The following is a 12,405-nucleotide window of genomic DNA, read 5'->3' on the forward strand; positions in this document are numbered from 1 at the left end:
AAAAAAAGAGCGAGACAGAATTCATGTTTGAATTAGCTGTCCCACTCCAAGAGTCGAAAAAAGCTTGATATATGTGTATTTTTAATTCATTAACCTACGATACATGCTAAACGACTAAACAACGATTGATATTCTACAATTTTTAACTTACTATTTTAAGCTATCTTCAATGTCTTTAATTTCTTTTTGAGATAAATCGACTGCTTTTTCGCCATCTTTAGTGTCTTTTTTCAATGCTTCTTGTGCTTCTTTACTATGATATAGATCTACAATTTTTTTGTATGTTTTATTATCTTTATCTTTTGAGTTAACGGCAATTAAATTAATGTATGGTTTAACTGCATCTGAAGTAGAACTTTCTAAATAAATTGGATCTTTCTTAGCATCTAAGCCTGCTTTCGTTGCTACACCATTGTTGATAACTGAAATATCAACATCATCTAATGCACGTGCAGTTTGTTGAGCATCTACTTCTTTAATTTTTAAATGTTTAGGGTTATCTTTAATATCTTTTGTTGTACCACTTAAACCAAAGTTATCTTTTAATTTAATAAGTCCTGCTGATTCTAATAATTTTAAAGCACGCGCTTGGTTAGAAACATCATTTGGAATCATCACTTGCGCGCCATCTTTAACATCTTTAATATCTTTTACTTTTTTAGAATAGATGCCTAAAGGTGCTAATACGGTTGTACTAATTGCTTCAATTTTTGCATCTTTATGTGCTTTTTTATATTCATTTAAGAAAGCAAAGTGTTGGAATGCATTCATATCGATATCTCCATCACTTAATGCTTTATTAGGTACGTTATAATCTGAAAAGTGCTTAATTTCTAAATCAATATCATCTTTTTTTGCTAATTCTTTTACTTTTTCCCAAGCAGCAGTATCATTTGATGCTACGCCAACTGTTACTTTCTTACTATTTCCTCCGCCTGAACATGCCGCAAGGACAATAATAGATGCTAATAATAAACCGATTATTCTCTTCATTAAAAACTGCCTCCCAATATTAAAATAATTTATTTAAATAACTAATTTCTGCGAATTATTCTAGAAATAAAGTTACCTAATGACTGAATAATTTGTACGATAATAACTAGAACGACAACTGTAATAATAATGACCAATGTATCAAAGCGTTGGTAACCATAAACAAGCGCTAAATCTCCAATACCACCGCCACCTACAGCACCGGCCATAGCTGTACTACCAATTAAACCAATAATCGCTGTAGTAATAGCTAGTACAAGTGAACCTAATGCTTCAGGCAATAAAAAATGACGAATAATTTGAAGTGGTGATGCTCCCATAGCTTTTGCTGCTTCAATAATGCCATCATCTACTTCTAAAAGTGAATTTTCTACTAAACGCGCAATATATGGTGCTACATATACTGTAAGTGGAACAATTGCAGCTGTCGTACCGATTGACGTACCTGCAACTAATTTAGTAAAAGGTACAATTGCGATTAATAAAATGATGAATGGAATAGATCTTAAAATATTAATAATTGGATTAAGAATTTGGTGAATAACGACATTAGGCCAGATTCCATGTTTTCGAGTGACTACAAGTAAAATACCTAATGGGATACCAATCAATGCACCAATAATTAATGATACTGTTACCATATAAAGTGTTTCATACAATGCTTGCATTAATTGAGATGACTCTATGCTTGAACCAAACATTTAACGCACCTCCTCATAATGAATATGTCGCTCATTAAAATATGATTCTACCGTGTCACGACTAAATTGTGCATCGTGTTCAAAGCGTAACCATAAATAACAAATCGTTTCATCTTGAATATCTGACATAGACGAGAATAGAATATTTACATTAAAACCATATTGGTTTATTAACTCGTTCATTAATGGATAATCAATTTGCTTTTTATCTAAGAAAAGTCTGTAATCTGTATAATGATTATCTGCTCTTTCAAATGAGGCACGTAATGCTTTAGAAGGCTCTGTACTAATAACTGTTGATACAAAATTTTGTGCTGTTTTCGTTTTCGGATGACTAAACACATCTTTTACTGTACCAATTTCTACAACTTCCCCGTGTTCCATTACAGCTACACGATTACAGATTTTTTGAATCACGCTCATTTCGTGAGTAATCATCATAATCGTAACCCCAAATGTTTCATTCACATTTTTAAGTAATTGAAGAATAGAACTTGTTGTCGCAGGGTCTAATGCACTTGTCGCTTCATCGCACAATAATATTTTAGGATTTGTTACAAGTGCTCTTGCAATTGCAACACGTTGTTTTTGTCCTCCGGAAAGCTCATCTGGAAATTGATTTTTCTTATCTGCAAGTCCCACAAACTCTAGCATTTCTTCAACTTTCTCTTTAATCTCAGAATTACTTTTGTGACTCAGTATCAATGGCATTGCTACATTTTTAAAAACGGTTTTAGAATTTAAAAGATTAAAATGTTGGAAAATCATTCCTATATCTTTTTTTACGTTGCGAAGTTCTTTTTCACTATATGTATTAATATCATGTCCATCTACAATAACATGGCCCTCTGTAGCTTGTTCTAATTGGTTAACTAAACGTACTAGTGTACTTTTACCAGCACCACTATAACCAATCACACCAAACACATCACGCGCATCAATTTTAAAAGAAACATCTTTTAAAGCGTGGATGGTTTCTCGTTTCTTTCGAAATACTTTATTTACACCCTGAAATTCAATCACTATGTTCACCCTTATCTAATTCTGATTAAATTCGTATGATATGAAGTATAGGCAAAAGTTAAGGATGCGTCAATATAGTTTTTTAAAAAATTGAAAATTTCAGATATTTTTAGTATTGAATTACTCTTTTAGTTCCAAATATCATAATAAAAATACAAGAGTACAATAAATATCGTTTCAATTTCTATTGCACTCTTGCATTAATACTTTCACTATATTCTATTTATTTAGCGTATCTATGGCTTGTTTTAAATCTTGTACTAAATCTTCAGTGTCTTCAATACCGATTGATAATCGAACTAAACCATCTGTAATTCCTTCTTTAGCACGCACATCTGCTGGAATAGATGCATGTGTCATCAAAGCAGGTACAGAAATTAAGCTTTCCACCGCACCTAAGCTTTCAGCAAGGGTGAAATAGTGTGTTTCACGAATTAATTGTTTAGCTGCTTCTGTATCTTTGACTTCAAATGCAACAACGCCAGTATGACCACTTGCTTGAGCGATATGAATATCATGATTAAGATGACTTTCAATACTAGGATGGAACACTTGTTGTACTGATGGATGTTCTTGTAACATTTTCACAATACCTTCTACGTTACGATTGATTTGTTCCATACGTAACCCCAGTGTTTTAATTCCTCGAATTAATAAATAACTATCTTGTGGTCCTAATACACCACCTGTAGAGTTAGAAATAAATGCTAAGCGTTCACCTAATTCATCATTAGATGTAGCGACTAAACCTGCAACAACATCACTGTGTCCACCAATATATTTTGTTGCTGAATGTAATACAATATCGATTCCAAAATCTAACGGATTTTGATAGTACGGTGTCATAAATGTGTTATCGACTACAGAAATGAGTTGATTTTCTTTCGCAATTTCTGCTGCACGTCGAATATCTGTCACACGTAATAAAGGATTAGACGGCGTTTCGATATATAACATTTTTGTTTCTGGTTTAATATAATCTTTTACGTTTTCAATATTTGTAGTATCAACGAAATCAACATCAATACCAAATCGTGTAAAGACTTTTGTTAAAGCACGATAAGTTCCACCATACACATCAGAATTTAAAATTAAATGATCACCTTTATCTAATAACATTATAACAGCGCTAATCGCAGCCATACCTGAACCAAATGCAAATCCATGTTTACCATTTTCTAAATTCGCAATGACGCTTTCAATAGAAGCACGTGTTGGGTTTGCAGTACGTGAATATTCATAACCCTGTCTTAAATCACCAATATCATCTTGCAAATAAGTACTTGTTTGATAAATTGGTGTCGTTACTGCTCCAGTAAAATCATCCGTCGTATGTCCACCATGAATCATTTGTGTTTTTTTCTTCATTATTATTCTCCTTTGTATTCAAATATTTTTTTTGACATATAACGATCACTGCCATCTGGAAAAATTGTTACAATAATACCTTTATCAATACGACGTTTAATATCTAAAGCACCTTGTAATGCTGCACCAGATGAGCTACCAACAAGTAGTCCTTCTTGTTTAGCTAATCGTTTTACATTTTCAAATCCTTGATTATCACTAACTGTAATAATATCATCAACGATAGATTTTTCTAAAAATACCGGCCATTTTTCAGAGCCAATACCTTCAATATCATGAGCATGTGCTTTGCCACCATTCAAGACTGAGCCTTCAGGTTCAACAATAATATTTTTAACATTAAATTGTTGTAAATGTTTAGCTACACCGGTAAACGTTCCTCCAGATCCAGCACCAGCTACAAAATAATCAATGTGTGGTAATGCCTCTGTAATTTCTTTTCCAAGTGTATGCGTATAGGCTTCTGGATTATGTTCAGTTTCAAACTGGTTCATATATACTGCATCGTATTTGTCAGCATAATGACGCGCTTCTTTTTGTGCACCAATCATTCCCTTGTTTTTAGGTGTTCGTTTGATTTCAGCACCCAATACTCGCATAATTGAAATTTTTTCTTCTGAAAATCCTTCTGGGGCAAAAATCACACATTTTAAATGATAACGATTAGCGGCCATTGCTAATCCAATTCCTGTATTACCAGCTGTAGCTTCAACGATGGTATCTCCTTTTACAACACGTTTTTCTTTTAGCGCAGTTTCTACAAGATATTTCCCTAGTCGATCTTTAATACTTCCACCAGGATTAAATTGTTCTAACTTCGCATAAATTTGTACATGTTCATCGCTAAAACTTTCTAATAATACTAGTGGCGTTTGTCCTATTAAATCATAAGTAATCATATCTTTCGTTCAATACACTCACGTAATGTCTGAACATACCTACTTTCTATCATCATATTCATTTCCAATATTTAATTTTAATTCTTACTCAACCGCTATGAATTATACGCTAACTTATATCTTATTGCAAAAAGCTAGATTCTTTATGTAAAATGTAATTAGTTATTGCTTTTAAATACTCATGTTATGATAAAAGTGAACCACTGGAAATGAATTAAATTTTACGATGAATCAACGTACAAAGGAGACTCGATGATGACATCTAAAGCAGACTTATCTTTATCCGTCTTTACTAAGGATGACTATAAAAATTTAAATTATAAAAATAGTACTTTTAGAAACTCAATGTACGACGAAATTGAAGTAAATAAAAGTCACTTTAAACATTGTGATTTTAGTGAAGGTATTTTTAAGAATGTAAGCTCTATTTCAAATTCAAAAATGATCAATTGTAATTTTGATAAAAGTATCTTTGAAAATGTAAATTTTTTCAAGACGCTTATTAGTAAATCAAATTTAACCGTTACTTCATTTGATGAAAATCATTTTAATACATTAACGATTGAACATTCCATTTTTAAAAATAGCAATATACGTAATGTAAAATTTGATAACGTCACGTTTAAAAAAGTGATTTTTGAAAACGTCACTATGGATTTGTGTCATTTTGAAAATGTAAAAATAAAAGATTGTATATTTAAACATGTCACTATTAATAATTCTTCAATTCCTGAAAAATTATTAAAAGAATTACATAAACAAGATGTTACGTTTGAAAATATGTAATTCAATTATCATTATGCTAAACAGAGTCTAGAACAACAATTTGTATCCTAGACTCTGTTTATTCTTGTTAATATTAAAATAATTGAACAATAAAAACTAATATAATAATAACTGGCATAATATATTTAATTAAAATATACCATGGAACAAAAAGTTTAAATTTATCTTTCCCAAAGCTCTCTTTTAATGCTTGTTTATCTAGTAATTGACCTACAACTAATGTCGTTCCTAATGCTCCTAATGGCATCAAGATATTCGATACGATAAAATCCATATTATCAAAAATTGTACCCGCTCCAAACTTAATTCCACTTAAACTGCTAAATGATAGTGTTGCTGGGATACTAATAATAAATACTAATATACTTGCAATAACTGATATAGCTTTTCGTTTAGTATTATCATTTTTAGTGAAATTTGAGACATTTAATTCCAATAAAGAAATAGAAGACGTTAATGCCGCAAATAAAAATAGAATTAAGAAAATTAAATAAAATACAATACCAAAGCCCATTTGATTAAATACTAACGGTAACACTTTAAATAAGAGTCCTGGTCCTTCTTGAGGTGCATAACCAAATGTTTTTAAAGCTGGGAATATTGCAAGTCCTGCTAATACAGAAACTAAAATATTCATAATAACAATTGAAATGGCGGAAGATTTAATCGTCATTTCCTTAGGCGCATAACTCGCATATGTAATCATACCTGTCGTGCCTAAGGATAGTGTAAAGAACGATTGACCTAATGCAAATAAGACACCTTTAACTGAAATATCTTCTATTCTCGGTTGTAATATATAGCGAACGCCCTCTAATGCTCCGTCTAATGTCAATGATTTAGCAACAACAATAATTAGAAAAACAAATAATAAGGGCATCATCATTTTAGAAGCTTTCTCTAAACCTTTTTCTACACCTAGCATAACGATGATCATTGTTAAAAGAATAAAAATGCCCTGTCCCAACACAGTTAACCACGGGTTACTAATTATGTTTTCAAATTTAATTTGAGTTAATGACGTATGTTCAACAGATAATAATTGTAAAAACACATTCCCAATATATATAACAATCCAGCCACCGATAACACTATAAAAGCCGAATAAAATAAAAACAGCTAAATTTCCATTCCACCCAATAATATTTAACCATTTTTTTCCTGTTAATTTACTATAAATTCGAGTCGTATAAGTGCGCCCCATTATTCCTACCGTAAATTCCATAATCAGTAACGGTAATCCTACAAAAATAGTAAAGATTAAAAATAAAAATAAAAAAGCGCCGCCACCATAAATGCCAGCCATATATGGAAACTTCCACATTGCGCCTAATCCTATAGCAGAACCAGCACTTGCTAGAATAAATCCGGTTGATGTTTTCCATTGCGATTGATTACTCATTTTCTATCTCCCTTTAACGCGTTAAAGCGTGTGTGCGATTAAGTTCTACTCTAACACGTCTGACCAAATAGTGCAATATGCATATAAATGAGTATTAAAAAAGATAAGAATAGATGTAAATGACATCTCTCAACTATTCTTATCGTTTAAACTTACTGTTACATTTATTTTTCAAAATCATATATTATGGATTGACCTTCATCTACTTCTTGAATATTCAAACTTTCGATATGATCAACATTAATGTAATGAACTTGTGAGTCATCTTTTAGAAATAAATAAGCCAATTCATCAAATTCATCAATAATACGCTGTATGCATGTGTCATAGTCTGGACCATCTTGGAACGTTTTAAATTCTTTATAAGTAGTTCCAGAAACCGTTGTATATATAAGTAAGAATGTACGTTTCATCTTATTACTCCTTTATTCAGATTTAAAAAAAGTTACAACTTGAGTGATAACGTCTTCATGTCCATCTCCATAAGTCATTAAATGACGACTTAACGGATGACATGTTAAATCTTTGTTATTACTATCAATATGATTAAAAATATAATGGGCACTATTTTGATAAAAGGCATCATCATTACCGCCATACAAAATACGAGCGGGAACATGTATACGTTTTAATTTATTAGAAATTATCTCAATAAATGCTTTAAATTCTGCGATATGTGGTTGATAGTCTTGAATTGTTCCAAGTTGTTGTTGTGAAGTAATTTCATCAAATTTCAATAATTGATTCATGCGCTGACCATAACGTTCCATACGCCATGCAATACTTTTTTCTTCTTTTTCACTTGGTGCAGACATCACTACTATTTTAGAAACATCAAATAACTCAGCTAACTTTAATGTAAATAGTCCCCCTAGTGAGATCCCCGTTACAAAAATAGTGTCAAACCCTTTATTTTTTAAAAATTGATACCCTTCTAATACATCATTCCACCAATCCTGAATCGTAAATTGAGTAAATTGGTCTAAAGGTAAGCCATGTCCCTGATAATTTGGTGCAAAGCATGTGAAGTTTTCTTCATTAAGCGCCTTAGCTAATGGTTTTACATCACGAACAGTTCCTGTAAATGAATGAAGTAATAATATCGCTTCTTTTCTTGAACCTTCTAAATAAATCGGATGTGGTGATTTGATTTTCATAGTATTCTCCCCTTTTTAAAATACTTATGTTATGAAACTTAAGCTTTACTTCTTTCTTAATTTAATATTAAAGAGTGGTAACGTCATTGAAAATAAAGCAACCCAAATCATTCCTAACGAAAAACCACCAATGACATCAGTTAGATAGTGAGCGTGGAAATATAACCTACAACTTAATACGCCTATCCAAAATATAACGACAACTATAGCAATACTATATCGTATCGCTTTGTTTTTAATAAGTGGAATAACAACTAAGAGTATAGCTAAAGCAAATAATGTACTGGCATTTGAATGACCACTTGGAAATGAATATCCATGGTCTACTAAAAGATGGTTATACGGACGAGGACGAGCTATTATTTGTTTAATTAAAAAATTAACATAAGTTCCTGTATAAATCGTAACTAATAACCACAATGAAAGTTTATAATTTTTAAAGATTAAGATAAGTGCTAAAAATAACGTTATGTAGAGAATGGATTTTACTTCTCCAAAATTAGCACAAAACGTCATCATTTTATGCCAAATTGTACCGTCATAGTGTCTTCTAGGTTTACCAAAATAGTTGGTCAACTCATGTAATGAGTTTAAATCTAATTTTTGCATTAGTGTGGTATGATAAATGACATTCATTGCCGTTATTATAAAAATAATTAATCCAACAACAAATATAGAAATAGTTTTAGTTGGCGATACTTCTAATTTATTTTTCATATTTGTTTTTCCTTTACTACATTTGATCCTAATATTTTATGAAAACTCTTTCAAATAATATATCCGTTCTTCATATTCATTAAAGTTTGAAGATGTATCACACAATTCATTCATCAATATGTTGACTACTTAACTTAACTCATTGATCGTATTGCCCTTTTATACCTCTAGCATCAGAATAGTCGGACAAATGATAATGAGTAAGAGGTTCTGATTGAATTGATTCGTTCGCATCTCTATCTCTCTTTTAATGTTAGTTAGATTTTACAATAAATGATAAAAATTCGCTTGTAAAAAAAGAGATTAGGAAGTATTTTATATAACATTTCCTAATCTCTTCTCGTACTTATAACATTTTATTTTAAAGTGATTTTTCAAGGTTCTTATCTAATTTAAAAACAATAATACGTTCACCAGTAATTGTACTTAAATCACTATGGAAGCTTTTAACTTCAGTACCTGTGATTTTGAAAACAAGTTGCATTAAATCATCTTGTCCAGATTCCACCAGTTCTGAGCGTGTACGTTTAATGTTAAGTAATCCCTCTTGAGTTTCACATACACGATACTCCGCAGGCGTCAAAATACCTTGTAAGTTGACGATAATCATATCTCGTAGAATATCTGTCTTTACTGACAACGAACCACGTCCAAGAAAATCTTTTTCCCATTGCGTAATTGCTTTACTAATTTCTGCTTCATACATACCTTTCGATTTCGTCATTGCTATAACAAATCTCCTAATGTTTAATTAACATTAGTGTATCATTTTTTAAATTAAAATCGAATAGCTTACCAATCTTTAAAACTACCCTTTTCATCAATACTTGCAAGACGTACCCATTGATGATCGACTTTTTGTTTAAACTTAATATTATCATTAAGTAAACGTTGTATATAACGATCTGGTGCTTGAATCACGACTAATAATCGAATTGGAGCGTGATAAATTTTATTGTCTCCTGCCATCACAGACTGCCATGGCAATCCAGCTAATAAATCACTTGAGTTCCCTTGCATAACGCCAACACCAGAAGTGACAGACTGTGTTGTTTTATTACCGCTACCATAAAAATGTGGTGCCACTGTAGAGGCATAATACTGTAGGTTAATCCACTGTGCAACGAGTGCTGGACCAGAAATAATTGTATTTAGTAATTGACCATCAGGATCTTTCGCATAATCATAATTATGTAAAAATGCACGTCCTTCTAAATTACTACCTTCTGTAATACTTCGTTGCCCAATAATAAATTCTGCATTACGTGCTAAGCCCCATTCTGGACGGATTTCGCTCCAATCATTTGCAAAGCGATGTGCTTCCGCAATTGGATGTTTCAATTCTCTATCGCTTAAACGAGGTAATTGAGCAAGACGTTCTAAATTTGCATGATAACTTACACGTGGCATGGCTTCTTCTAAAATATCAAATGCTTTCTTTGCTTCTGATGTTAATGAGGGAACGTAAATCCATTCTAATTCATCAATTGATGTTTTATGTTCTGCAGCAACAAATACTGTCTCATCCGGAATATGAATGCCTTCAGCGGCTAACCCTTGACGTACTAAAGGTAAATTGCACATCATGGCAAGTAATTTCGCATTAAATCCACTTGAAGCTCCTCCACAAGCACCACATTCTAATGATGCATGGTAGGGATTATTATTTGTTTCGCTTCCATGCCCTCCAAGTACTACTAATGGCGCAAAATTTGTAGTTAAATCCATTAATTGTAACGCTTGTTTCGTAAAAGCAATTTGTTCTTCTTCAGTAAATCCAACAGGCAAATCACTATGTACATGATGATCTCTATCAATCGTTAGCTTAGCATTCGGTTTTTTTAACCAATTTTTAGTCAATTTACGAATAAATACGCCTGTTTTCTTTGGCATTAATGTACTTGCAAGTGTATTTAAACTTAAAAATGGCCCACTTAATTCTGGCAATAATAAACTAGGTAGCACATTATTCTTCATTAATTTAAAAGTATAAAACATGGATGTAATGGAATGTTGCTGTTGATTATACGTATTTAATGCATGTCGCTCTGCATATTCTTTAATAGTATATGCAGGAGGTACCATCACTGGTAAAGAATCATGACTAAACTGTTCATCTAATGCTTTTTTTCGTATAGGTAAACCAAAGAAACCTGCAATTCCTATAGTTTCAAATGGCCCTTGATTTTCTAAATGACGACGAAATGGTTCAGAACGTACATCGATACAAAATGCAAGTTGTACTTTTGTAGGTTGTTTGTCACGCTTGACCGATTTATCGTAAATCATCTCAACAAGTTTGCGTTCATGAGTTTCTTCCCAAGCCTCTAACCATAATTTCTTGAAGTATAATGGATTAAAATCATGAGCAAACTTCAAGTGTTCAATTTGACCCTCAATAGACATCTCAGCCCATTCATCAATCGTCATTTCACCATAATATAACCATTTACTCACAAGTTCTTTTATTCTTTTTTCAACATTTAAGACTGCCGGACGGCTCATTTTTTCAGTATCTAATAGAATACATTCCATTGTAAGGCGTATTGCAAGATATTGAGTTAATAAGTCTTTTTCATGTTCATGTTTTTCAGCACGATAATACATCATACCTGCCCAACCTGGTAACGATAAAAGATGTCCAGTTAAATAAAATTCATATTCATTTTCAGCAATATCTAGATGATTAAGTGCCATGATTAATGCGTCTTCATAGTTGTGTGGCAACATCTTAATCATTTTACGTTGAGTTTTAGTCAACATTGGATCATATTTCGCTAAATGTAACCAGGCTACATAGAACCCTTCTTCGCGTTTAGGCATTGTCCAACTTGATTGGAAAGTATCTAAATATAATTTTGACCATTTAATAATATGAGTATTTAACTCATCCATTAAAGATTCGCCTTTAGCATTAAATGCATTTGCACTTTTTGAACGTGCATAAGCAAATGACTCATTTTCGAATACTTTTTTGAGTTTTGAGACTTCTAATTTCAGATAGGCTTCTTTAGTAATTAAATCTCTCGGAATATCTTTAATATTCATAGCATTTTTGCAGTACGTATCCACATGAGTCTTAGGAATATCCGTCTTATAAGATTGAATAGCTTGTTGTACTTCTTCTTCAACGATATGTTTATCAATCTCACCATTTTCAAGCGCTGTCATTACAGAAGCATGGCTTGGATATAAATCAATATCACGCACATGTTTAAACCATTGTGCAACTTGATCAAAGGTTTGATACTCAAGTTCTTCCCATGGATTACGTGCTGCAAAGATTGAAATTGGTGAAAGTGGCGTAATCACACGACGTGCAGATTGAACAACGTCTTCTATATTAATAGTCATGTAAA

The 12,405-nt window shown here is 32.0% G+C and carries 12 protein-coding genes; 1 reads left to right on the forward strand and 11 read right to left on the reverse strand.

The annotated features are described in order from the left end of the window. Positions 1-150 precede the first annotated feature (150 nt). From gmpC to HMPREF2647_RS08595, 5 genes are all read right to left on the reverse strand, one after another. Positions 151-993 carry a dipeptide ABC transporter glycylmethionine-binding lipoprotein gene (gene gmpC, locus HMPREF2647_RS08575; RefSeq protein ID WP_002448016.1) on the reverse strand — a complete coding sequence of 281 codons (843 nt, stop codon included), beginning with the start codon at positions 991-993 and terminating at the stop codon, positions 151-153. 41 nt (positions 994-1,034) lie between these two features. Beyond that, a complete protein-coding gene (locus HMPREF2647_RS08580) occupies positions 1,035-1,694 on the reverse strand; it encodes a methionine ABC transporter permease (RefSeq protein WP_017175194.1) in 660 nt (219 codons plus the stop codon). Beyond that, positions 1,695-2,717 carry a methionine ABC transporter ATP-binding protein gene (locus HMPREF2647_RS08585; protein ID WP_002447973.1) on the reverse strand — a complete coding sequence of 341 codons (1,023 nt, stop codon included), beginning with the start codon at positions 2,715-2,717 and terminating at the stop codon, positions 1,695-1,697. Positions 2,718-2,936: 219 nt separating this feature from the next. Then, the gene (locus tag HMPREF2647_RS08590; RefSeq protein WP_017175193.1) at positions 2,937-4,085 is read right to left on the reverse strand and encodes a bifunctional cystathionine gamma-lyase/homocysteine desulfhydrase; all 1,149 of its coding nucleotides are present in this window, start codon (positions 4,083-4,085) and stop codon (positions 2,937-2,939) included. Positions 4,086-4,087: 2 nt separating this feature from the next. After that, the gene (locus HMPREF2647_RS08595; RefSeq protein WP_049414313.1) at positions 4,088-4,984 is read right to left on the reverse strand and encodes a PLP-dependent cysteine synthase family protein; all 897 of its coding nucleotides are present in this window, start codon (positions 4,982-4,984) and stop codon (positions 4,088-4,090) included. 255 nt (positions 4,985-5,239) lie between these two features. On the opposite strand from HMPREF2647_RS08595, the gene HMPREF2647_RS08600 reads away from it, so the two are divergent. Further along, positions 5,240-5,770 (forward strand): pentapeptide repeat-containing protein, encoded by a 531-nt coding sequence (locus HMPREF2647_RS08600; protein WP_049414315.1) that lies wholly within the window; start codon positions 5,240-5,242, stop codon positions 5,768-5,770. Positions 5,771-5,843: 73 nt separating this feature from the next. Here HMPREF2647_RS08600 and HMPREF2647_RS08605 read toward each other — a convergent pair whose 3' ends face one another. From HMPREF2647_RS08605 to HMPREF2647_RS08630, 6 genes are all read right to left on the reverse strand, one after another. Further along, positions 5,844-7,172 (reverse strand): sodium-dependent transporter, encoded by a 1,329-nt coding sequence (locus HMPREF2647_RS08605; RefSeq protein WP_070859948.1) that lies wholly within the window; start codon positions 7,170-7,172, stop codon positions 5,844-5,846. A gap of 164 nt (positions 7,173-7,336) precedes the next feature. Continuing rightward, a complete protein-coding gene (locus tag HMPREF2647_RS08610) occupies positions 7,337-7,585 on the reverse strand; it encodes a hypothetical protein (RefSeq protein WP_017175189.1) in 249 nt (82 codons plus the stop codon). 12 nt (positions 7,586-7,597) lie between these two features. Then, positions 7,598-8,329: an alpha/beta hydrolase gene (locus tag HMPREF2647_RS08615; protein ID WP_070859950.1), complete on the reverse strand. Its 732-nt coding sequence runs from the start codon at positions 8,327-8,329 to the stop codon at positions 7,598-7,600. Positions 8,330-8,374: 45 nt separating this feature from the next. After that, positions 8,375-9,046, reverse strand: coding sequence for a phosphatase PAP2 family protein (locus HMPREF2647_RS08620; protein WP_070859951.1), 672 nt, complete (start codon positions 9,044-9,046; stop codon positions 8,375-8,377). 361 nt (positions 9,047-9,407) lie between these two features. Then, positions 9,408-9,770: a Na-translocating system protein MpsC family protein gene (locus HMPREF2647_RS08625; protein WP_002447992.1), complete on the reverse strand. Its 363-nt coding sequence runs from the start codon at positions 9,768-9,770 to the stop codon at positions 9,408-9,410. A 68-nt stretch (positions 9,771-9,838) separates the two neighbouring features. Further along, on the reverse strand, positions 9,839-12,400 hold the full coding sequence (locus HMPREF2647_RS08630) for a DUF2309 domain-containing protein (RefSeq protein ID WP_070859953.1): 2,562 nt from the start codon (positions 12,398-12,400) through the stop codon (positions 9,839-9,841). Positions 12,401-12,405 lie beyond the last annotated feature (5 nt).

The organism is Staphylococcus sp. HMSC035D11 (assembly GCF_001836075.1).
Taxonomy (GTDB): domain Bacteria; phylum Bacillota; class Bacilli; order Staphylococcales; family Staphylococcaceae; genus Staphylococcus; species Staphylococcus hominis.

Coding starts and splice junctions, on each gene's coding strand:
- gmpC (WP_002448016.1), bottom strand. CDS start 993: ATGAAGAGAATAATCGGTTTATTATTAGCATCTATTATTGTCCTTGCG.
- HMPREF2647_RS08580 (WP_017175194.1), bottom strand. CDS start 1,694: ATGTTTGGTTCAAGCATAGAGTCATCTCAATTAATGCAAGCATTGTAT.
- HMPREF2647_RS08590 (WP_017175193.1), bottom strand. CDS start 4,085: ATGAAGAAAAAAACACAAATGATTCATGGTGGACATACGACGGATGAT.
- HMPREF2647_RS08595 (WP_049414313.1), bottom strand. CDS start 4,984: ATGATTACTTATGATTTAATAGGACAAACGCCACTAGTATTATTAGAA.
- HMPREF2647_RS08600 (WP_049414315.1), top strand. CDS start 5,240: ATGACATCTAAAGCAGACTTATCTTTATCCGTCTTTACTAAGGATGAC.
- HMPREF2647_RS08605 (WP_070859948.1), bottom strand. CDS start 7,172: ATGAGTAATCAATCGCAATGGAAAACATCAACCGGATTTATTCTAGCA.
- HMPREF2647_RS08610 (WP_017175189.1), bottom strand. CDS start 7,585: ATGAAACGTACATTCTTACTTATATATACAACGGTTTCTGGAACTACT.
- HMPREF2647_RS08615 (WP_070859950.1), bottom strand. CDS start 8,329: ATGAAAATCAAATCACCACATCCGATTTATTTAGAAGGTTCAAGAAAA.
- HMPREF2647_RS08620 (WP_070859951.1), bottom strand. CDS start 9,046: ATGAAAAATAAATTAGAAGTATCGCCAACTAAAACTATTTCTATATTT.
- HMPREF2647_RS08625 (WP_002447992.1), bottom strand. CDS start 9,770: ATGACGAAATCGAAAGGTATGTATGAAGCAGAAATTAGTAAAGCAATT.
- HMPREF2647_RS08630 (WP_070859953.1), bottom strand. CDS start 12,400: ATGACTATTAATATAGAAGACGTTGTTCAATCTGCACGTCGTGTGATT.